Source organism: Verruconatronum alginivorum (assembly GCF_056590205.1).
Genome location: NZ_JBWPVQ010000001.1, coordinates 854,444 through 877,524, shown reverse-complemented (window position 1 = coordinate 877,524; position 23,081 = coordinate 854,444). Strand labels below are relative to the sequence as shown.

At 56.8% G+C, this 23,081-nt stretch carries 13 protein-coding genes and 1 pseudogene; 9 read left to right on the top strand and 5 right to left on the bottom strand.

Annotated features, from left to right (window positions below):
* Positions 1-102 precede the first annotated feature (102 nt).
* The 6 genes from ACWUI2_RS02915 to ACWUI2_RS02890 all read left to right on the top strand — a co-directional run bounded on the left by ACWUI2_RS02915 (position 103) and on the right by ACWUI2_RS02890 (position 11,944).
* Entirely contained in the window at positions 103-1,923 is a 1,821-nt protein-coding gene (locus ACWUI2_RS02915) for an FG-GAP repeat domain-containing protein (protein ID WP_486981367.1), read from the top strand.
* Between the two features lie 168 nt (positions 1,924-2,091).
* On the top strand, positions 2,092-5,544 hold the full coding sequence (locus tag ACWUI2_RS02910) for an FG-GAP repeat domain-containing protein (protein WP_486981366.1): 3,453 nt from the start codon (positions 2,092-2,094) through the stop codon (positions 5,542-5,544).
* 96 nt (positions 5,545-5,640) lie between these two features.
* Positions 5,641-6,657 (top strand): galactose oxidase, encoded by a 1,017-nt coding sequence (locus tag ACWUI2_RS02905; RefSeq protein WP_486981365.1) that lies wholly within the window; start codon positions 5,641-5,643, stop codon positions 6,655-6,657.
* Positions 6,658-6,665: 8 nt separating this feature from the next.
* Entirely contained in the window at positions 6,666-8,234 is a 1,569-nt protein-coding gene (locus tag ACWUI2_RS02900) for a sodium:solute symporter family transporter (protein WP_486981364.1), read from the top strand.
* 13 nt (positions 8,235-8,247) lie between these two features.
* On the top strand, positions 8,248-9,477 hold the full coding sequence (locus tag ACWUI2_RS02895; protein ID WP_486981363.1) for an SGNH/GDSL hydrolase family protein: 1,230 nt from the start codon (positions 8,248-8,250) through the stop codon (positions 9,475-9,477).
* A gap of 43 nt (positions 9,478-9,520) precedes the next feature.
* Positions 9,521-11,944 (top strand): FG-GAP repeat domain-containing protein, encoded by a 2,424-nt coding sequence (locus ACWUI2_RS02890; protein ID WP_486981362.1) that lies wholly within the window; start codon positions 9,521-9,523, stop codon positions 11,942-11,944.
* 63 nt (positions 11,945-12,007) lie between these two features.
* Here the strand turns inward: ACWUI2_RS02890 and ACWUI2_RS02885 are convergent, their stop codons facing one another.
* Entirely contained in the window at positions 12,008-12,793 is a 786-nt protein-coding gene (locus ACWUI2_RS02885; RefSeq protein ID WP_486981361.1) for an SDR family oxidoreductase, read from the bottom strand.
* Between the two features lie 169 nt (positions 12,794-12,962).
* On the opposite strand from ACWUI2_RS02885, the gene ACWUI2_RS02880 reads away from it, so the two are divergent.
* Positions 12,963-14,084: a sialidase family protein gene (locus tag ACWUI2_RS02880; protein ID WP_486981360.1), complete on the top strand. Its 1,122-nt coding sequence runs from the start codon at positions 12,963-12,965 to the stop codon at positions 14,082-14,084.
* 260 nt (positions 14,085-14,344) lie between these two features.
* Here the strand turns inward: ACWUI2_RS02880 and ACWUI2_RS02875 are convergent, their stop codons facing one another.
* The 3 genes from ACWUI2_RS02875 to ACWUI2_RS02865 all read right to left on the bottom strand — a co-directional run bounded on the left by ACWUI2_RS02875 (position 14,345) and on the right by ACWUI2_RS02865 (position 19,615).
* Entirely contained in the window at positions 14,345-15,943 is a 1,599-nt protein-coding gene (locus ACWUI2_RS02875; RefSeq protein ID WP_486981012.1) for a transposase, read from the bottom strand.
* Between the two features lie 1,022 nt (positions 15,944-16,965).
* Positions 16,966-19,188, bottom strand: a complete 2,223-nt coding sequence (locus ACWUI2_RS02870) for a right-handed parallel beta-helix repeat-containing protein (protein ID WP_486981359.1) — start codon at positions 19,186-19,188, stop codon at positions 16,966-16,968.
* A gap of 214 nt (positions 19,189-19,402) precedes the next feature.
* On the bottom strand, positions 19,403-19,615 hold the full coding sequence (locus tag ACWUI2_RS02865; protein ID WP_486981358.1) for a hypothetical protein: 213 nt from the start codon (positions 19,613-19,615) through the stop codon (positions 19,403-19,405).
* An 80-nt stretch (positions 19,616-19,695) separates the two neighbouring features.
* Here ACWUI2_RS02865 and ACWUI2_RS02860 point away from each other — a divergent pair, with 80 nt between their 5' ends.
* Positions 19,696-19,863: a hypothetical protein gene (locus tag ACWUI2_RS02860; protein WP_486981357.1), complete on the top strand. Its 168-nt coding sequence runs from the start codon at positions 19,696-19,698 to the stop codon at positions 19,861-19,863.
* A 1,841-nt stretch (positions 19,864-21,704) separates the two neighbouring features.
* On the opposite strand, the pseudogene ACWUI2_RS02855 reads toward ACWUI2_RS02860, so the two are convergent.
* A pseudogene (locus ACWUI2_RS02855) lies at positions 21,705-21,813 on the bottom strand (prepilin-type N-terminal cleavage/methylation domain-containing protein); the annotation flags it as partial.
* Between the two features lie 347 nt (positions 21,814-22,160).
* Here ACWUI2_RS02855 and ACWUI2_RS02850 point away from each other — a divergent pair.
* Positions 22,161-22,988, top strand: coding sequence for a hypothetical protein (locus ACWUI2_RS02850; RefSeq protein WP_486981356.1), 828 nt, complete (start codon positions 22,161-22,163; stop codon positions 22,986-22,988).
* Positions 22,989-23,081 lie beyond the last annotated feature (93 nt).

Genomic DNA, 23,081 nt, shown 5'->3' with positions numbered 1-23,081 from the left:
GAAGGTATTACCGGCGGGCAGGTGGAGAATTCCTCGCCTTCTTTTTTGACTTACAACCGGGAAGGAACGGCACCTCTGAGTAAGCGTTCCGGACGGGTCTCGATGGGATCTGTTCCGATAGACTGGAATGGGAACGGGCGGTTGGATTTCATTGCTGATCAGAGGGTTTATTTTCAGCGGGAAGATGGGGTGTTTGAAAAAGGGGATCACTTACCGTTTTTGCGGTGGTCGGCGGACATCGATTTGGGAGACCTGACCGGGGATGGGCAGTTTGATATTGTGGAAAGCCGGTGGGGGCAGACGGAGATACGACTCTTCCGAAATTCCGGTCAACCCGGGCAACCCGAGTTTTCTGACTTCGAGGTGCTGGCCACCAGTGAAATTTTCGATCGGGTCAGACCGGAAGGACGCAAGCCGATCACCTCCGCGCATCCGCACATCGTCGACTGGAACGGCAATGGACTCCCGGATCTGCTGGTCGTTTGCCGCGACATCTGGACCGATTATTTTTCCTATCTTCCAACCCGTGACATCGGTCAACGAGGCGGCAGAACGAACTTTGGCCAAATTTACGGAGAAGTCTATTTTCTTCCCAACAGCGGTACTGCTGAGCAACCGCGTTTCACCGAAGCCCAACCGATCCTATTGAATGATGATCCGTTGACGGTATTTGGCATTAGTGCCCCTGTTACGGTCGATTGGAGAGAAACCGGTCAACTCGACCTGATCCTGACCCAGGAGGCAATGCCGCCATTGCTCTTTCCCAACACGGGGAGGGCGGAAGCGCCGCTCTTGGGGAGACCGCAGCACATTTACGTCGATTATCCCGGGATTTACAGCAAAATCTCGGTGGTGGACTGGACGGGGGATGGGCTTTTTGACCTGCTCGTTTCGAGCGAAGATGGTGAATTCATTTTCAAAAATGAGGGCCAGCCCGGCGATCCGTATTTTTCTGGTGAATACGATGTCCTGGAGGAGGTGGCGGACAAACTTTGGATTCCGAGCGGATTTGCTTCGCCATGGGCTGTCGACCTGGTGGGGGACGGACGCCTTGATCTTGTGGTCGGATCGGCAGACGGGCATTTTCGACTCTTTCGCAATATTGGTGAAGAGGGGCAGCCAGCGTTTGCCGCGCCGGAATTGTTACTTCATCCAGCTGGCCGCCCCATTCACCTCCAGATGGACATGGCTTATCATCCGCAGGGACCAGTCGAACGATTCTGGGGATACACGTCACCGGTTGTTGTGGACTGGAATGGCAATGGAAAACTGGATATAATTTCCGGGCAGATTGGACGTGCCGGGTATCTGTTTTATGAGAATGTGGGGGAGGGTGGTGATTTGGTTTGGGCGGATCCGGTGTTGCTGGAAGCCGGAGGCAGGATTATCCGGACCACTGGTCACGCTCGAATCCGACCCGCGGTGGTCGATTGGAACGGCAATGGACTGCCGGATCTCGTGGCGGTCAACGACCGGTTTGAATACGTTCTCTATCTTCGTGAACGAGGAGCGGGCGGCCCCCTGGAACTCGGGGAAGGAACCATTCTACGCTTTGCGGATGGCAGTCCGGTTTCCTTTACCACGCCGGATGATCTGGTTGGCAGGCGCGATTCCATTTCGGTGGTCGATTGGAATGGTAATGGCAAGTGGGACCTGATTGTCGGTTTGAACTCGGCGAGGGGCGGGTTCAAATTTGCCGAAAACATTGGGACCAATGAGGAGCCGGTTTTCGCGCCGGGGCGTGAAATGACTGACCGGAATGGCGTTTCGCTCCGGGCCACGGCCGCTCGAAAGCTGGACGGATTTCGTCACAATCCCCATATTCAGGTTCTTGATTGGAATGGGAATGGGACCCTCGATCTGCTTGTCGGACAGGACCTCGGCTTTATTCTTTTCTATGATGGCACAAGTATCCCGCGGTGATCGCGGCTACGTCCCGGGTCCGATCATGGGCGAAGGTCCGATGTGCCTCATGCTATGGAATTGGAGCATCCCAGCCTACGTCTGATGACCGCGTTGGGTGGGGTGGTAAGGTTTTTTATCCAGGCGAATCACGTTGTCCGGTAGCGAGGGGAAACGCATGTTTGGAGAATGTCTTTTTCCGTGACTCCCTTGGTCCGTCTTTCGATTGTGTTCAGTCTGCTCCTGTGCTCGGTGCGGGCAGAGGGGCAGCTCATTGCAGAGGATTTTGAGCAGCAGACGACGGGGGAGGCACCGTCGGGTGTAACGATCAACCTGGCGAACGATGGGTCCGGTGAGGTTAGAGTGGTCGATTCAAACTCGGTGCCGGCGGATCCATTTGGACCGAGCGGCAATAAGAGCGTTTTTTTCCGCAGCACCGCGACCAGCACGATGACATTCTCCGGTGGCTCAGGCCTCCAGCAGGGAAAGCTGGATTTTACCTTTTGGCCTGTGTCCGACGAGACTTACGGGGCTCCCCGCGTTCTGGTTCGACTGACCGGGGGGAGCGCCACCAGCAATTGGGGACCTTACTTCCAGTTTAACGGTGAAGTCGTCCATGTTTACACCAGCGTTGGAACGATCCAATTGGCCCAAAGGGCAATTCTGAATGCGGCCAATCATGTCTCCGTGGAGTTCGATGCGACGACCCAGAGTTTTACCGGCACCCTGAATGGCGAGCAGTTGATGGCAAACTCCGGCGGAGGCGACACGTTCACCTTCTATGGCTCCCCGGAGGTTCTCCGGAATTTTGTGATTCAGGTGGGACCGAAGGCGACGCCGAGCGCCGTGTTTTTCGATGACCTGTTTCTCTCCTGGCCGGATCTGAGCGACGGCGTCGGGTGGTCCGGGCAAGGCGGTTACCGGGTGCTGGTTCGGGTAGATCCGGTCGAAATCGGGGACCGGGAACGCGACCAGTTACCGGCCGATATCGGGCTTGATTTCGTCGAATTGCTGGACTCCCTGGGGCTTGAGGGAAAGGCGAACGTCGCCTCAATTCAGGTGATGAAATACGACCCCGACAGCGCCGAGCCGCTTCCGTACGGAGATTACGCGTATTCAAAAAGCCCATTCGACCGGCCGTTTCGCTGGTATGATAGTCTCATTCCGTATGATTTCCCCGAGTTTCACGGGTCGATCAGCAGTAATTTGACGCCGCAACGAACAAACCGGGTGCGGGCCGGTTACTTTTATAACGTCGTCGGCGATTGGGAAAAGGGACGGCTCGCCTGGACCCATTCGCAGGAGGGGAATGCCCCCTCTCATTATGCGATTTATTTTGATCTGATGGAGCTCGATGCCGAGGTGAACGAAGTTCCTCCGCGTGGATGGATAGGGGATGGAATGCCGAGATTCGACCGGATCGCAACGAGTTCGACCGGGGCGGATCATACCCGCGTCGCGGTCACCGATTGGACGGGAAATGGACTTCCGGATATCATCTATGGGGAGAGTTATGGAAAGCTTCTTCTGATGCCGAACCGCGGCAGTCCCTCCGCTCCGCATTTTCCGGTCCACCGGATGCTCTTTGATGCAAGCGACCTGCCCATCGACCTCGGTCTGTCATCGGCGCCATTGATTGTTGATTGGACTGGGAATGGGATTGAGGATGTGATTGTCGGCTCCCACTGGAACCGGGCGGTATTCTTTCGTAATGTCGGAACAAATACGAATCGAATTTTGCAGTTTGAAGGTTTTATCGAAGTCGGCGGTTCTCCCCTCGAGGTGCCCTTCGAGCCGGTAATTGGCCGGCCGGCTGGCGCATTTATTCGTGATTATTATCCGGTGATGGAAGCGGTGGACTGGACTGGAAACGGCGAGCTCGACCTGTTGGCCGGAGGGTATGTGACCGGGAGGATTTATTTATTTGAGAGCACTGGGAGAGGGGCTGACGGGCTCCCGATTCTGGTGAGCCGGGGACCATTGGTCGATTCGTTGGGAGAAATCATCAATGTCGGTGATTGGTGCGCCGCTCCTACGGTGGCGGACTTCACCGGCAACGGATTGCCCGATCTGATCACCGGTAACCTCCCGATGACTTCCGAGTCATGGGATGACGAATACTTCTTGCGATTTTACGCAAACGTCGGCTCTCCAGGTCAGCCGGTCTTGGAGCGACGGGCGTTCCCCGCGGTGGCGGCCTTTCCCCGGGTCGGATTGACATCGCCCCGGGCGGTCGATTGGAACGGTGACGGTTTACTCGATCTCATCGTAAGTTCGCGGAAGGACATTTATCTGATCGAAAATGTGGGTACGGCAACGGAACCGCTCTTTAAATTGAAGGAAAAAATCGAATCCCGCTGGGGAGATGCGCCGCTTTCGGTGACTCAATTTCTGGATTGGAATAACGACGGATTGCCGGATGCAGTTTCCAATTACAACATCGCCCTCAACTCGGGGGAGGGGAATCCGTATTTCTTTCCTCAGCGGGTCAACGTCCTTCCGGCCGGCGTCCATATTGCGCACCCGTCTGGAATTGGGGACGACTGGTTTTATCCACGGCTTTACGATTTCAATCAGAACGGGAAGGTCGATGTTCTTTTTGGCGATTGGTGGGGTCACGTGAGGTTTCATCGTAATCTGAGCACCGAAGAGGAAGTGATTTTCGAACTGGAGGGGGAGATCCTCATGATGGAGAACGAGGAGCCGATCAAGGTCGGTCCGGAGGGGGAACCGGATGACAGTTTTATTTCACTGCAAGGAGCACGGACGACCTTCACGGCGGCCGATTTCACCGGGAACGGTATCCAGGATCTCGTGATTGGCGATACGTTTGGGATCGTGCGATTTTATGAAAATATCGGCGGCCTGGACGATCCGGTTTTTGCCCTGCCGGTGGAGATTGGGAATCTCGGTATTCGAACGGAAGTCGAGGCGACCGACTGGAACAACGATGGTCATATCGATGTGATCGCAGGAGCCGCCAATGGAAACGTGCGAGTCTTCCTGAATACCGGCGGCGAAGGTGCGTCTCGGTTTGCAGCCGGCTTCGACCCGGAATTGCCCCCGGTGATTCAACCGCGGGTCAAGATGGTGGATTTGAATTCCGACGGCGACGACGACCTGTTTATTCCGAGCACGCAAGGATCTGTCTGGGTGGAGCGATCGTTTCTCCAGCATGGTTACGCGCCGGCGCAGGTTATTTCGGTGCAGTCTCGCGAGATGGTGCTGGGGACCATGACCTATCAGGCGTGGCTGCTGGAAAATTTTTCGGCGGGGCAACGCGACGATCCGGAGTATTCGGGAAAGATGGCGGATCCCTTTGGAGAAGGGATTGTGAACCTTGTCCGTTACGGGTTTGGGCTTGTTCCCGGCGAGTTGGAGCGAAGCCGGCTGCCACTTGTGGTTGCGAGCGAGGATGGCCTTTGGCTCCAGTTTTTCAGGCGGCTTGATGTTGCGGACGTTGAATACGCCGTTGAGAAGTCGGTCGACCTGATCGCGTGGGAGGAGATATCCTGGCTCGCCATCGCAGAACGGGCGCCCGAGGGCGCATTCGAACGGGTGCGGGTCCCGCTGTCGCACGATGGAGGAGGGGATCGCCTCTTCACCCGGGTAAGGCTCATCGATACGGGAACATCCCAATAAGGAATCATGATTCAAAATGAAAAATCATCCCGAACAGTCCGCGGCGCGACTCTCTGTTGTCTCGCCGTCGCTCTATTCTCACCCGCCTGTAATTTTATGACACCTTCACAGACCCGTGAGATCACGCCGGCGCTTCATTGGGAGCGATTGCCTGACTTGCCTGATGAACACGGTCTTGCCGGGGCATTTGCCGGGTTTCACGGCGAGGTTCTGATTGTGGCGGGAGGCGCGAATTTTTCCGAGAAACCTCTTTGGGAGGGGGGACAAAGGATCTGGCATGACCCGATCTTCGCATGGACGGAGGGAGGCGGGTGGTCATTGGTTGGAAAACTGCCCGGACCGGTCCTTGGTTATGGAGCATCGATAGCCACGGAGGAAGGGGTGATTTGCATCGGGGGATCGAGTCCGGCCGGGCATTTTGCCGACGTCTTTCGGATGTCATGGGAAGATGGTGACGTTCGAATTTCCAGACTCCCCTCTCTTCCGATGCCGGTGGCGTCGCCGGCGGCGGCGCTGGTTGGTGATACGATTTACGTGGCGGGGGGGCAGTTGGCCCCTGACTCAGTAGTCGCAATGCGAAACTTCTGGAAGCTATCGCTGGCCGATATCGATGCAGGATGGCAGGAGTTGGAACCGTGGCCGGGACCGACCCGGATGGTGGCGGTAGCCGGCAGCGACGGCGAGTCATTTTACCTTTTCAGCGGGGTGGAATTGAAGCCTGGCGACACTGTCTTCGAACGGCTCGATTACCTGAAGGACGCATACCGTTATCACCCGGATTCCGGCTGGCAAAGGCTGGCGGATTTGCCGCGGGGAGCCATCGGGGCTCCGTCCCCGGCTCCGCGAATCGACGGACATTTCGTGGTATCCGGGGGAGCCGACGGTTCCCATCTTGGAATCGACCCCAAGGAATTGCCGGCCCTTCCTTCGAGTGTTCTTTTTTATGATATCGATGCCGACCGGTGGGAGACGAAAGGCGTGAGCCCGGCTCCGCACGTGGCCTTGCCGGTGGCCGCGCGAGACGGATTATTTTATCAGATTTCGGGAGAAAGTCACCCGGGAGTGCGCTCGCCTCAGGTTTGGCGTTTACGGGCAGCAAACCCGGCTGAATAATTGGATTCATGTCCGATCTGATATTGATGATTGAAATACCGTTATTCATCGCTGCCTTTGGGGCGCTCGATTACACGATCCTGTTTATTTACATCATCGGGATCACCCTTTTCGGCAGTTGGTTCATGCGCCGTCAATCCGATGCGAAGGACTTTTTCCTCGCGGGGCGTAAGATGGGCTGGTTTCCGGTGGGGCTGAGTGTGATGGCGACGAATTTTTCCGCGATCAGCTTTCTCGGGATGCCGGGTTATATCATCGGGAACGACATGATCATGGCGATCGCCATCATCAGTTTGGTCTGGGTCCTTCCATTGACGGTATACTTGTTCCTTCAGTTCTTTTACCGTCTCAAACTGTATACGGCGTATGAATACATTGAGAAGCGGTTCAACCCCGAGTTGCGGGCGCTTTCCAGCGGGATGTTCATCTTTCTTCGTCTAGGGTGGCTGGCGACCGCTTTGTATGCCACCAGTTTGGCGCTGAGTACTATTACCGGCCTCGGTTTGATTCCGTGCATCATTCTGATCGGTTTGCTGGCGACTGTTTACGCCGCGCTCGGAGGGATGGAGGCGGTGATCTGGACCGACGTGGTGCAGGTGTTCATTCTGGTGGCGGCGATGTTCCTGGTGTTATGGATCTGTCTCACGGAGATACCTGGAGGGTTGGGGGAAGTCTGGGCGGTCAGTTCTTCGGAGGGACGAACCCGGATTGTCGACTTTCATTTCGGTCTGACCAGTATTTCGACCTGGGCGGTTTTGATCGGGGCGAGTTTCATCAACCTGGCAACCTATGGGGTGGACCAGGTCATCGTGCAGCGTTGTTTCACGACGCGGGATTACAAGACTTTGAAGCAATCAGTTTGGATTCATGGTTTGCTGGTGATTCCACTGATCGCGGGGTTGGCGTTGATCGGACTCTGTATCTTTGCTTATTACACGGTTTTCCCGGATCTTTTGGCCGACGGGTTGAATTCGGATCAGTGGTTTTCGTATTTTATTGTGCATCAATTGCCGATTGGGATTTCCGGACTGGTGGTGGCGGGCCTTTTTGCGGCGACAATGTCGAGTGTGGACAGTGGGATCAACAGTTTGACGGCGGCGACCATGATCGATTTTTATCGCCGTTTTGTGAAAGGGGAAAAGTATGCGGTGGCCGGGGAAGTGGCGGATCTGACCGACGCGGCCTCGGTGGCCACGACAAGAAAGGAGCTTTGGTTCTCTCGCGGACTGACCCTCTTTTGGGGAGGGGTCGCGACGTTGCTTGCGATATTCGTCAATCGGCTCGGAACCATCATGGAGATTATTCAGACGCTCAACGGATTGACGGCCGGGGTGCTCCTTGGCGTCTTTTTGCTTGGGGTATTGACCCGTCGCACGAACGGACGCGGGGCTTTCATTGCAGTAGTCCTCGGGTTGGGGTCGGTGGCATACGTCGCCTTTTGGACGCCGGCTCATTTCTTCTGGTATTCGCCGGTTGGATGCGCTGTCACATTTGCGGGAGGTTATCTCTTGAGTTTACTCTTCACACCTCCGGAAACGTCTCAACTCCGTGGACTGACCAAGTGGGATCAGGCATAAACCGGATTTTCCTATGAGTGAACCAAAAAAAAATTTCCCTGTCTTCCTCCTCGTTTGCGCGTTGTTTGGTTTCGCGGACGCCTTTCCGGTCAATGCCCAAGGTGGCGTGCCGCCGGGCCCGGTCGCGGAGGATTTTCCGGGCCAGATCCGGTTGCTGGCGCCGCCGGTAATCTACGCCGCGCCCGGTATCGAATCGAATATTTACTTCGAAAACCTTGGCCTGATGCTCAATCCAGCGAATTATGCGTTCGATGTGACATGCCCGAAAGGCGTTCAGATGCAGAATCGTTGGACCTATACTCCGGCCGCTGGTGAGGCGGGCGAATATCCGATCACTATCGCGGTTCTCAACGAGGCCAATGAAGTGGTTGCCCGGGCCTCGTCGGTCATTTTGGTTTCACCTGGAGGGGGCGGTCCGGAACGATCCGGCACGCTTTTGTTGATCGGCGCCAGTTTGACCGAGTATGGGATTTATGCCCAACACCTGCTTGACCTTTCGCAGGCGGACCCGGATGTGGGGTTGACGTTAATCGGCTCGCGCGGGCCGGGCAACAAGCCTCCGGAGGGCCCACTCCGGCACGAAGGTTACAGCGGTTGGACGGCGCAGGCATTTGCGACGATGCACGGCCCGCTCTCGCGTTCCGGGGTAGTCAAACGGCCCGACACCGGCAGTCCATTTCTCTACGAGGATGACGACGGCGAAGTTGTCCTGGATTTTCAGCGCTATTGTGATGAGTTCAACGGAGGAGCCGGCCCTGATGTGGTGACTATTCACCTCGGACCGAACGACATTTTTCGTGAGAATGATTCCACCATCGAAGCGCGGGTCGACCGGGCGCTTGGGTATTACGATCAACTCGTTACCATGATCCACGAAGTCCGGCCGGAGACGAAGATCGGCATCGTGCTGGTCGGTCCCGCCTCCCGCAGTCAGGATGGATTTCGCAACTATTCGGCTTCCCGCAAGCAAACAGCCTGGCAATACTGCCGTAACCATCATCGGATGATTGAACGGCTGGTGGAGGGGTTCTCCGGTCGAGAGGGAGAAAATATCTTCGTGGTGCCCGTGAACGTCAACCTCGACGCCGACCATCATTACCCGACATGGACCGCACCCCGCAACGCGCGGTCGACCGATCAGGTCACCCGAGTCAACAACGGCACTCATCCGAGTGAAGCCGGTTACAAACAAGTCGGCGACACGATCTACAGTTGGCTGAAAGCAGTCTTACCCGACGCCTGAATCCGGTCCCTATTTCGAACATTCAAAGACGATACCGCTTGTTATGATTCATTTATCCATTTCTCTTTCCTTGGCTTTCGTTGCCATGTTGGCGGGCGTTTCCGCCGCGGTATCGCAACGCCCTGATTGGGCTGGCAGCGGGACCCATCGTATCCTCGTCGCTGTTCCGCCCGTGGAGATTGGGGATCGCGAACGTGACGAAGCCCCCGCGAGTATCGAACTCGATTTCAACACGACTTTGCCCAAGCTCGGCGCCGGCGGACGTCACGTCGATTTGGCGTCAATTCAGGTGATCCGTTACTCGCCGGAGACTGGGGAGCCGCTTCTTCCCGGCACGTCCTTTCTGTATGGACGTGGTGAATACGATCGGCCCTTGCGGTGGTACGACGCCTCGATTCCAACGGAATTTCCCGAAGTATTGACGCCGGTGAGCCGAACCAACGGTGAATTGCGCCGGACGCCTCAGCGGCGGGCCGGGCACGTTTACAATACACTCGGGGATGGGGAAGCGGGTGAGCTGGCCTGGATGCACGCCCAGAACGGTTCCGGTCGGTCTCATTACGCGGTTTATTTTGATCTCCTGCCGGCGGGGGAGCGCATGCGTGAAGTTCCTCCCAGCGGCTGGCTTGGCGATGGCATGCCACGCACCGGACGTTGGGGTGAGAGCACGACCGGCAGCGGTCACACTCGCATCGCGCTTGACGATTGGAACGACAACGGCCTCATCGATATTATTCATGGTGAACAGTACGGCCGGCTTTTCGTGTATCCCAATCAGGGCACGCCCGAAGAACCGTATTATCCGTTCCGCCAACTGCTCTTTGACGCCGACGGATTGCCGCTCGATGTCGGCATTCACGCGGCGCCACTGGTGGTCGATTGGGATGGTGATGGCGTGAAAGACCTGCTCGTCGGAACCTACGTCAATCGGATCGTCTACTTCAAAAATGCCGGCACCAACCGTGACCGTAAACTCGTCTACCAGGGATTTCTAGAGCTTGAGGGCGAGGTGCTCGAACTTCCGGTTTCGCCGGTGATCGGCCGGAGCGAAGCGGTGTTTGACCACGATTATTATCCGGTGCTCGAAGCGGTGGACTGGACTGGCAACGGGCGGAAGGATCTCATTGCGGGAGGCTATGTGACCGGCCGAATTTTCCTATACGAAAATCTCGGTCCCGGCGAGAACGGCCAGCCGCGGCTCGCATTTCGAGGACCCATCGAAGCCGACGGTAAACCGATCAATGTCGGCGACTGGTGCGCCGCCCCCACGGTGGCCGATTTCACCGGCGACGGCCGGCTCGACCTTATCACCGGCGCTCTCGCGATGACGCCGGAAAGCAGAGGGAAAACGCCCTTCCTCCGTTACTATCGCAATGAAGGGGAACCCGGCGATCCGCAGCTCATCGAGGCGGAGCTTCCCACCCGCGGCGAAGCTCCCCGTGGCGCCATGGCTTCCCCTCGCGCAGCCGATCTGACCAACAATGGTCTGCTCGATCTGGTCGTCAGCAGCAATGCCAATATCTTCATTTTCCGCAACGTCGGAACGTCGACAGCGCCGTTGTTTGAGTTGAATCGCGATTTTATTCCATCTTCGTTTGGCAGTGCGCCTCTGGCGGTGCAGCAGTTTATCGATTGGAACGGCAATGGATTGCCCGACCTTGTGTCGCGCAGTTATACCGTCCATCTCAACAGCGGCGCAGGGAATCCTTTCAAGTTTGATGAAACCGTTCGCGTTCTGCCTCCTGGTCAACATATCGCCCACCCCTCGGGGGTGGGCGACGACTGGTTTTGGCCGTTTCTCAATGACTTCACCGAAAACGGCAAAATCGATGTGCTTTTCGGTGATTGGCACGGCCATGTCTGGTTGCACCGAAATTTAAGCACTGATACGGCAATTCGCTTCGACCTCCAGGGTGAGCGACTGAAGACGGTTGATGGCAAACCAATCAAAGTTGGCCCGCAAAATGTCGATGACCCCGAAACGGATTTTACGACTCTCCAAGGCGCGCGAACGGTATTTGCGGTGGGAGACTTCGATGGCGATGGCGTGAATGATTTGGTGGTGGGGGACACCTTCGGCATTGTTCGTTATTACCGGAATGCCGGCAGCAATAACGGACCAGTCTTCGAGCAACCCGTTGAAGTCGGCAACCTCAATTTCCGCCTGCTCGTCGATGCCTTCGATTGGAATGGAAATGGAAGGCTCGATATCATCGCTGGTGCCGCCAATGGCCGGGTCCGGGTTTTTCAGAACATTGCCAGCTCGGGTGCCGCGAAATTCGACGAAGGGATGTCATTGGAGCTACCCCCGGTCCGGCAACCGCGCGTCCTGATGGTCGACCTGAACGGTGATGGTGACGACGACCTTTTTCTTCCCAGTACCCAAGGCTCGGTCTGGATAGAACGCTCGTTTCTGGAGGATGGATACCGGCCCGGCGAAATCGTTGGCCTTGAGCAGAGGAACTGACCCCTGTTACTGGACCGGACGACCGGCAGCGACAGGCTCGACCTTCGTTCGGGCGGTTGCGTGTCACCAGGCCGTCCAACCGCCATCGACCGCGAGATTGTGTCCGGTGACGTAGGACGAGGCGGATGCGAGTAGAAACAGCACGGAACCGGCGATTTCATCGGACCGGCCAATTCGGCCAAGGGGTGTCTTTTCAGCCAGGTTCCGGATGAATTCCGGGTTAGCCTGCTGTTGGGAAGGGAATGGGAACGGCCCCGGGGAGATGCAATTGCACCGGACGTTGCGGCGACCCCAGTGGGAAGCGAAGTAGCGTGTCATTGCCTGAATTCCGGCTTTGCCGACCCCGTAGTCGAGAGGATTGGGAGAAAGTGGAGGAGGATAGATTCTGGGTTCCGGTGCGATAGTCCCATACATGCTTGAAAAAAGCACAAGGGAGCCTTGTCGGGCATCGGCCATGGCGTTGCCAATAGTGCGGGAAAGAGAAAAGGTGGCGGTTAAGCCGACATGATTCACTTGATCGAACTCCTCGGAGGTGAGGCCGTCCATCGGTTTTCCAGAGGTGCGGTAGGTTAGAATCACCGCTCCCTGGGGAGTTCCCCGCTCTCGCAGGGTGTCCTGCAGAAATCTTTCGGTCGCTGCGCAATCACCGACATCGAGGCGGGCCGGGGTCACTTTTGCCTCGAGTTTGGCTTCGGCGACGAAGTCGAAGGCCCTCGACTCAAGGTCCGCGCAAAGGACGGTGGCACCGGATTCGGCGAGAAGGCGGACCGCCGGTTGCCCGAGATAACCGGCGCCGCCAAAAACCCAGATGTCGCTGCCGGAGAGTTCAAATTTGTTGAGGAATGACATGATTTTCGAATAGAAAGTTAAGTTTCATCATCAAGAAAGAAACAGTGAAATCCGCTGGTAAAGGGGAGTTACCGGTGCGATGAACGGCGTTTTCGGAATCGACTGGTCAAAGCTTATTACAGGCTGAATGCCGTTGAGACCGGGTTGGAGGGGGGGCACGATCCAGAGGATGTCATCCACTGGTTCGAAACTCGCCATTGTTCTTTTTATTCTGGGTGCTAGCGCGTCCCTGTCCGCTGTCACCGCCCCCAATCAGGATATCTCGCTTCATCCGGCGGCGGCGGGAATCGACATTCCGATGGGCCCCTTTGTCCTATTGGACGAGGGACACATTCTCACGGTGGATGAACACAATGCCCGCATTAGCGGGAATGGTGGCGCGAGTTGGGACTCGTATTCGATTTTCAAAGACAAGAATAAGTTCGCCATCCGCCCGGAGCGGGCGTTGGTCCGGACGGAAGATAACACGATCATTCTCGCCTTCATGAATGATGTGGAACGTCATTGGACCTGGGACCGAGCCTTGGGTGATGCACCTGGGGCGCGTCTTCCCACCTATGTGGTCCGCAGCCTGGACGGCGGGAAGAACTGGGAGGAGCCTCAAATGCTCCACGCGGAATGGACCGGAGCGATTCGTAATATGATCCAGACCAGTGGGGGAGACGTGGTATTTACGAGTATGATGTTGCTTCATGATCCCGGTAGGCATGCCACGGTCACCTATTTGTCGAGTGATGAGGGCCAGACCTGGCGGCGCAGCAATATCATTGACCTTGGGGGAGCCGGTCATCACGACGGCGCGATCGAGTCGACGATCGAAGAATTGTCGGACGGACGCTTGTATATGTTGTTGCGGACGAATTGGGACCGTTTCTGGGAGGCCTACTCGGACGACGGGGGGCGGTATTGGCGGATTATCCGCCCGAGTGAGATCGATGCCGGATCGGCTCCGGGATTGTTGGCCCGGTTGGAAAGTGGGAAGTTGGTGTTGATTTGGAATCGCCTGTTGCCGGAAGGGGTGGAGGAGTTCCCTCGGGTTGGAGGGAACCGGGTTTGGTCGGAGGAACCGGCGATCAATCACCGGTGGGAGATGTCGATCGCGTTTTCCGAGGACGACGGCCGGAGTTGGAGCGAACCGGTGGTCTTCGCGCGAGCCGACGAGACGATGGGCCGGCGGGATATTTCCTACCCATATCTTTTCGAGCCTCGGGCGGGCGAGCTCTGGATCACCAGTATGCGCGGCGAACTGCGGGCGAGGTTATTCGAGAAGGATTTTGTCGGTGCAGAATAATCGGTAAGTTGGGCGAGACCGCGTCGGGTTGGAATTCGGTAAACTAGGTAGATTCCATCCGAAAAGGGTTTTTACGAGCGGCGATTGTTTGATTGAAGATGGATGTTTGGTGGATGGGTGGAATCCGGCACCCCCAAAGGCAGTAACCAAACAGTGAATACGGTCCGAATCGTCGTTTTGGAACCAAATTGAGCAGGATCGGTACAGGACCGATCCTCCGTCTTCGACGTTCTTTGTTTGGAATGACGGGGGGACCTCGCTCAAGCGACTTGGCACCGTCGTTTTCGCTTTCGCAGCAGGATCGTCCGACACGCATTGTAGGCCAGGCACTTCTCCAAAAATTCCTCGCGGGCTGCCGCAATGCCTGTCCGGCTGAGTTGGCCGAAGTCGAAGCCATACTTCAGGCAAAACATTAAAGACTCCACGGCCGAACGGCCGGCCCGGGCCAGGCGATACTCCTCCCCGTCCCAGTCCTCGCCAAGGAGCTTCTTTCCCTTCGATCCACTGATGCTGACGATCTCCACTCCCAACTCCCTGACCCGATCATGGCCCTCCCGCGAAGAATAGCCGTCGTCCACGCTGGTCAGGTGCGGTATGACTCCAGTGTTGGCGATCGCTCTTTCCACCATCGGCACCAGGTTGGAGGAATCGGAGGTGTTGCCTGAATCGACCTTCAGCGCGACGACATATCCATTGGCGCTTCGGGCCAATTGCGGCTTGTAGCCGATGACCGGCTGGCGACCTCCCTTTTGGATGTAAGCCGCCGAGCGGTCGTGAACGCTCAAGACGCGCTCGGTCGAAGGAAAGGTTTTTTCTTCGAAAATGCGTTGGCGCATTTGTTCGAGCGACTTCGTGGCGAGGTGCAGACTCTCGACAAACAGATCGACACGCGCTTTGGCCTGTTGGCGCAAGCTGGGCAGGATCCGCCCGTTGTCGAGTCGTTCGTTCCAGCTTGCCTCCACGCGCTTGAACTCGTTATCCGCATGGCAAAGAAGTTTGGCCGCCAACTCAATGAACTCCCGGCAAAACTTCTGGAACTTCTTCTTTTTCTTAGCGTTAAGATTGATTTGAAAAGGCTTTTTCGAGAGCTCTTCGAGGTAGCTCTCCATGCGTCCCGGGCGGATATTTGCCAAACCGAAAAGCTCGAACTTGCGGCCGATCTCATAAAGGCGCCGGGCCAGGACGAAGATGGTCTTGGCATCGGTCGGCCAGCACGAATTGGCCTTGGTCGCGGTACTATCGATCAGGACCTGATCGAAGCTGTCGAGCTCTTCCCGGCTGGCCCGGTTTAACTGGGCGGAAAGGATCGCCTCACGCGTTTCAAGGCTGATCGCATTGAGCAACTCGCTCATGGTCGAACGCCCCGGCAGGCTCAGCCCGCGTCCGACCAGAAAAGCTTCCAGGCTTTTGGACTCGCCCATGAAATCCAGCGCTTCCTTGTTGGTGCAGGAGCCGTGATAGCCGCGCGTCAACAGCAAAACCCCCGCTACCGCGCCAGGCATTCGTGGCCGCCCTTGTTCGAGCACCTCCAGTTTACCCGGCAGTTTCCGGCCCTTGGCATCGAAGCGTGGCGGCGGAAAACTTTCGGGAAGGTTTTCGAGCCCGGCCAACGCACCGTTTTGGCTCTGGAGAAAAAGACGGTCGGCCCGCCGGAGCTTCTTTTTCTCCAAGCCGTGCCGGTCGAGATCGGCCTCGATTTTCACCACCAAATCGGGCCTCGAATCGAATAAATCGGCACTTTCGGCCAAGAACTCGCTGAAATCCGTGCTCGCGGCGTAATAAAAGTTATTGAAACAGGGCGTGAAATGTGCAGGATTGCCGTTGGCCTCAGTTGTTGAACTATGGTTAGGTTTAGTCATTTAACTACAACAGCTTGAGGCCGCTTGTATTTCAAGCTTAAATACGGTTAATATTCCCGTTTTCCTGGCCGATTTTCGATAGCCAATCACCTTTTCGGACACGCTCTAGGTAGGGGTGAGAATTGGAAAGTGCCGCGCCAGTCTGAAACTGGGTATCGGAGGCCGCGCGGCGGCGGAAGCCAAGCCGACTACGGGAATGACGTTGATTGGAAGCCACTGGGAGGGATGGCATCCTGCCGTCCGCCGTCGGCGTCGTTGCAGAAGACAGTCGGCTGGAAGACCAACCCTCCGATTTGGTCCTGCAATCGGCATGGGCTCCCTGCAGTGCGTAATTACGCCAACGGCGTTTCGTCCTTCAGCCCAGGGTTGCCGCGCGAATGCGGGGCTACCCTGGGTCTTGGTCGCGAGACGATCTACCTCGAAGAGGTTGCGCCCTGGCCTGCATGCGATGGTGGACCGGACCGGGCGGAACCGCGTTGCGGTTCGTGGCGGCGGATATCGTTTCCCAGGGTAGGCCTCGTTTCACTCGGCTCAACCCTGGGCTGGAGGACGTAAGCCCGTTGGGCTATGGAACTCTGGTTCAGGCGTGAAAATCTTTTTCGGATCACACTTTGTTGCCACTGGGAGGGATGGCAACCTGTCGTCCGCTGTCAGTTCAGCCTCAGAAGGAGGTCGGCTGGAAGCAAACCCTCCGATTTGGCTTCCACAGAATCTGTTTGATGTAGTGGGGTTGGCTCCGCCGCCCTACCGTTTGGTGTCCGAAACGCGGGAGCCAATCGATTGCATCGGCGACGCATGATATCGAAGGTTCGGCCATTCGGCACTTGCCGCTGCGGTCGGGCGGCGGAGCCAACCCGACTACGGGAAGACTTTGCTTAGAAGCCATTGGGAGGGATGGCAACCTGTCGTCCGCGGTCGACGATTTGGTTTTCCAATCCGCATGGAGAGTGAAGTTCTATAAGCGTGATTGTCGGGAACGGACCGAATGACGCACGGTCGGCATGGTCCACGTCGTCGCAACGTTAAGGTTCGGGTTCCCAGATGATCGCGTCCAGCCAGGCGGCGTCTTCCCCGGAAGCTTCATCCCGATCCTTGGAGTAGACCCACCGTAAAGTCTGGGGGCCGGAGGGAATTTGGAAACTCCGCTCTTGCCATGAAACTTCGCCGGCTATTCGGCCCCTTTCATCTTCGCCGACGTAGAAGACGAGATCGTCACCCCAGGGATCCGAGGAGACACTCCACCAGAACGTGAGGTTTCCCGGCCCCTCCACGGTCGTTTCGAGCCAGGTGGTTTCATCGTCGAAGATCCGGCCGCTGCGGGCCGCCATTCCGCCGAGACGAGAATTTCCGACTTGGCCGGACCAGACGGAATCACCCCCCGTGACCCAGTCCCACGTTGGTTGTCCCAACGCTTCCCCGATGGAAGGTCCTTCATTCCCGTCCGATGAAACCATCAGGCGCATGAAACGATGCTCGAATTCGTCGGCGGGCCGGATGTCGCGATAGGTTCGGGTGGTGGTGGCCCCGTCGTCATTGATGTTTACTAGCACGGCTTCCTCCGACCAGGACTTGAGTTCGTCGGAAATCTGGACTCGAAAGCGTGGGTCGCTCAATCCTGAGGGATGGGAAAAGGAGAGCGAAAGAAACTTTTTTCCCTCTGTTTCCGGAAAAGCGCCGACTTCCGGAGACAACAGGGGGCCGGGTTGAGGCTGAAGGGGATCGAGCCCCAGGGCATACTTCATGAGGTTCGAAATCCCGTCTCCGGCCGGATTGGCGTGGGCCCCTCCGATTGAATCATTTTCCAAGCCGCTCTCCCCGAAGTGTTCCATTGCCCATGCGGTGTAGGTCTGACCGCAGCTTCGGCGAAATTGATTGAATCCCAGGTCCTGCCAGGGGCCGACGATATCGTCCCGGTCATTCTGGCAAAAGGAGCTGGTGCCGACCGCGGCAAGGCTTGTGGGATCGCTCCGGATTCCGCCACCTTGTCCGATGTTTTGTTCGAAAACCGAATCGATCACCGTGGACCGGCTTCCCATCCGGTTGTCGATGCCTCCACCGAGGCGGGCGGCGTGGTTGTTTCGGAAGACCACGTTTTGAATCGTCGGTTCGCTGCCTTGATTGTAGATGCCTCCTCCGCCCCTTTCACCCGCCCTGTTCCCTTCGAACCGGCTATCGATGATGGATGGATTGCTGTTGAAATTGGTCATGGCCCCGCCGTTGCCGTAATCCCCCGACCTGTTTTCGGTGAACGTGCAGGCGATGATTGTTGGATGGCTGTTGGAATTCGCCATGCCCCCGCCGTCGCCATCGGTGCGCGCCTGATTGCGGTGGAAAACCGTGTCGAAGATCGCGGGATGGCTGGAGACATTGCGGATTCCGCCCCCATGGTCGGCGCGGTTTGCCTCGAACACCGTGGCGACGATCGCAGGGTTGCTGGAGGAATTGAACATCCCTCCGCCATCCTCGTCGGCGTAATTGTTCTCGAAGCGGCAGCCCATCACGACGGGGTTGCTGGCGCGATTATGCATGCCGGCCCCGTCATCCCACGCCCGGTTGTTTATGAAGGTGGTATCGAGCACCACCGCGTGGCTTCCTTCGTTGAAAATGCCGCCGCCCCAGAAGTCCGCTAGGTTGTCGACGAACGAGGAATCTGAAATCACCGGGGCCGAGCCATAGTGGTTAGCCATGCCGCCTCCATCGAAAGCCCGATTGTTTTGGAACAGGCAATTCCGGAGATTCGGATGGCTGTTTTCATTGAGCATTCCGCCTCCTGAATCCGGAGCCCGATTGTTTTCGAAAACGCAGTCGGCGAAGGTTGGGCTGCTGTCCAAGTTGTAGACGCCTCCGGCGCCTCCTTTGATGGTGAGGTCGGAGAATCTGGTCTGCATGCCCGCCCCATGGGTGACGAGTATCCAAAAAGCGGGGGCTTCCGGACTCCGCTGGATCGTGGCGCCATTTCCCTGAAGCTTGATTTCCCGTGACACCGGCGGAAGACCGCTAGGCGCCGGACCGCCGGAGGGGTAAATCGAGGTCAACGTGTAGGTTCCGTTTTCGGCCAGTTCGATGCGATCGCCGTCCTGGGCCGATTCGAGCGCTCCGATCAGACCGGAAACGTCGCCGTCGGCGATGTTATAAGTATTCGCCCCGCCCGTCAGTGGTTTTTGTAGCAGAATTACGAATACAAACAGAAGGGTGACTAGACGGCTTGGCGAAAAAAATCGAGAGGCGGGGCTAAAACGGTTCATGGAGACAATTGTGATGGAACCGTTTGCAAACGAGAATTGGGGAATGCCCCTTTCAGGGATCGGGATAATCACGGTCCGCCCAAAGGATGGGCGAACGTTTGCCTCGGCGGGTTCGCCGTCGCCGACAGGAACGCTTGCTGAGCGAATCGGCGATGGACGGGGAAGGGGCGTCCGGGATGCAAACGTTTGGCGTGCGGCACGCCAAGGGGGCGGTCTACTCTTCGAGCAGAGTCTCGTCGGCGGCGATCTGGGCTTCGAGTTCGTCGAGGTAGGCGTCCATATTTTCCTCATTGATCGTTGCCCGGGCCTCAGCCACAGGGTCTGAGCCGGGGGCTGGTGGTTGGGCCGATGGCGGGTTTTCATTTCCGCAGGCGTTCATCAGGCCCAATGTGATGAGGGAGAGGGACAGTTTGAGAATGGCTTTCACGATAATTGGTGGTGTCGGGGTTATTGATTGCGGCCGGGAGTTTGGTTTGAACGCTCGTTGAGCCGACCCATTTGTCGGTTATGGCGTTCCTGTTCCCGGCTGATGAGGTCGTCGACCCGTTCCAGCATTTCGCCGCGGTCGTTCTCGATCGCCAGTTCGCGAAGCCGTTGCAACTGAGCTATCCGGCGTTGGTGGATCTGGACGAAATTCTCGTTTTGGCGTTCGAGCGCGGCCTCCCTTCTCTCTAGTCCTTGCGCCCGTTCGGCCCCGCCTTGACCGCGCTCGGTGGGCGCGTTCGCCGACGGGATGGACGGACGATCCGGTTGTGCCGATTGCTCCCTGGGACCTTGTGCGCGGTTTCCGGCCTTGTCCGCCGCTTGGGTAGCGTCCGGGGCTGAGCCGCCCGGGCGCTCTTCCGCTCGCTGACTCGCTGCTTGCACGGGGGATTCCGGCCTTTGGCCGAACACGGGCTGAGCACAAAACACGAAAATCACGGAACACAAACCGGCGGTTATAATTGAAATCTTCATCGGGCGAATGTTGCTTTTCTAAATCTGAAAAACGTGCAAGAACCTTGCGCTATCCCGGATGATTTCAACGGATGCGAAGCGGTCCAAGCAAAAATTTCACTGTCAATTCTCTTTTACGGATCATTCACAGGGAGAAGGATTGTCTTGGAAAACCGTCTTTGGACTAAAGTGAAAACGGAGGCCGCGCCCGCGTGGGGCCGCACGGTGTCGCTTCCGGGGAATCTTGGGCGAGTCCCCACCGAAAAACGATGAGATTTCGGAAAAGAGGATGGATTCTTACGGGTAAAATCTCCGCGGGGTTGTTTCGGTGGCGCGGTGGTTCGATGATTCGCAATAAGCACTGTGGCCTGCTCCCTTTTCTGTGATCCAGTTCCTTATCCGGGGAAGCAGTATTCCAGGGGGTGTGCGACGAATTCTGAGGTGTGTGATTATGGTGAGACGAATTGTAGGTTCGGTGACATTGGTTTTGGTTATGAACGGACGCACGGCAGCCGGTGATTGAGTGAGGTATGAACGATATCACCGGATAACCAATCAAAATATAATTTACCCCGCGGCAACCCTGGGCTGGAAGCGCGGAACGCCATTGGCGTAGGCCTCGGATCTCACGCCAAAATGACAGAGCCGTCCCGCCTCCGTGCGGTTTCCCCAACCACCTGATCCGCCGCCTCAACCGGGGCACTGCACGGAGGCGTGGACGCCGACGCCACTTTGGGGCGACCCACACCAAGACAGGAGTTTCATCGCCCAACGGGCTTGAACCCTTCAGCCGAACATGAACCGCAACGTGGTACCGCCCGCATTCCCGTTGGTCTCACTAGGTCCGCGAGTTCGACCACCGGCTGCAAGCTTTCTTCCCGCCGAAATGCAGGAACTACTGGGACCAGGATTCCCGCAAATATCGGCGCTTGGAATGGACGGAAGGTTCCGGACTTACCGGTCCAAGAGGATGTTCAGCAGCGCGATGAACTGGCCGTAATTATTGCTGACTGCCCCTTCCTGAATCTTGCGGTAAACTTCCTCGGATTGCACGGATCGGGCCGATCCGTCGGCCATGACGAGTGTCCAGATGGGCGGCTCGGTCCGGGAGATGGCGGAGAGATCGGCTATGATGTCCATCACCATGATGACTTGGGAGGGGTCGTAAATCTGATTGAGCGAGAAGATCTGTCCGCCGACCGCCCCCTCTACCCGCTCCCGGTCGGGGTTCAGATAATAACCGGCGCGGATGAAACCGGGATCTCCTCCGCTGAGGTAGGAATCATATTGCGCCCGGAAGGCGTCGAAGCCGTGGCGTGCATTGTTGAGCAGTGGAGAATGAAAGATCTCGGGACTGTCGACGTATCCCCCTGCCAGCAGGTTGCCAAATCCTTTTTCAGGACCGGGGCCGCCGAGGTCGTCCCAAAAAACCGCGTAGCTCCGCCAAGGCAATATTTTGTCGAACCGATGATCAGGAAGCCTGCCGCTATTGTCGTTGGCGAAGAGGATGGCTCCTTTGAATATTTCGCGCTGGTTGCTGAGCGATTTTGTCGCATGCGCCCGTTCCCGGACGCTGCGTGTCACCGGAATCAGGATAGCCGCCAGGATCGCGATTATGGCGATTACCGTGAGGAGTTCGATCAAGGTGAAACCTGCATTGCGGACTCCGGGAAAAGTTCGGGAGAACATCCGGGACTGGGGGGAGAATAGCTGTGCCATGGTCGTGATCTGTTAACTGTTCGCTGAAACAAATTGGGCGGTCCTGTAAAATGGTCTTCTGGTGACCAAGGAGACATTACCACCGCCCTCCAATTTATTTGACGACTATGCGGAGGCGGGTCGGTGAAGTCAGGTCATTTTGGATTTTACCCGTAAGATCCGAGCTGTTTCCGGCCTCGCAATTCACGGTAGGGCCGCTTTACCAGCAGTCAATTCGGAGATCTTACGAGTAAAATGCCGGAAAGGTTGTCGTTCGACTTGGTTTTGACGACCGTTTTGATTCGTTCTACGAAACGAAGATTAACCCAAGGAACATTATGCGAATCTCAAAAAATGCTCATTTCATGTGGCGCAACATTTGCCTTCTTGCTGGCCTGAAGGTACTGCCGCTTCTCCTTTTGCCCGTTGTAAACGCTTCCGTTGACACACAATTTAATGTGGCGGCAAGCATTCAGGGGAGCGTTAACGCCGTCCAAAGCAACTCCGGGAATCCGGGATTTCAGGTTAATCCGAGAATCCGGATCGGAGACAATGGAACTGGTGAATGGCAAGGGTGGCTTCAGTTCACCATTCCGGAGGCCCCGCAGGAGGGTCTCTCGATCGAATCTGTCTTTATTAACTTCACGAATCTTCAGAATGAAAGTCAGGGCCCGGGGTTGGTTATCGGTTTGATTGAGGAAAATGAGTGGGATGCCACGAATATTTACTACAACCGTTTTTCGCTGGTAGCGAATTCCTCGATCACGCTGGCGACTGTCGGCACTCTTCCGGAGAATGTATCGGCTGACATTACCCGTTATTTTGACGGAAGTGTGGCTTCGGTTACGCCCGGAGAGGTTCTTTCAATCAAGGCTTTCCGGAATATCAGCGGCAATCGTCGCGGCCATACCGACAGCCCGGTGACGTTGGAGGTGACGTTTGCTCCAGAGAACGAACTTACTACGGAGGTGCCAGTTGCCATTCACCGCGCGATCGAGTTGGAATTTCCGACAGTCGCCGGGGGATTTTATAAGATTCAATCGTCGGAAGACCTCGAGACTTGGACCGATGAGGGCTACGTGTTTGTCGGTGAGGGGGAGACGGAATACCGCTTCTTTACAACCCGTGATTTGGAAAAACGGTTTTATCGGGTCCTGACGGAATAAGGTCTCTCACAGGTGTTTGATTAACTCGGGCCGAGATTTTCGTGCGAAAGTCTCGGCTCATTTTTCGGCTCACTAGGGCGATTGGAGAGGCAT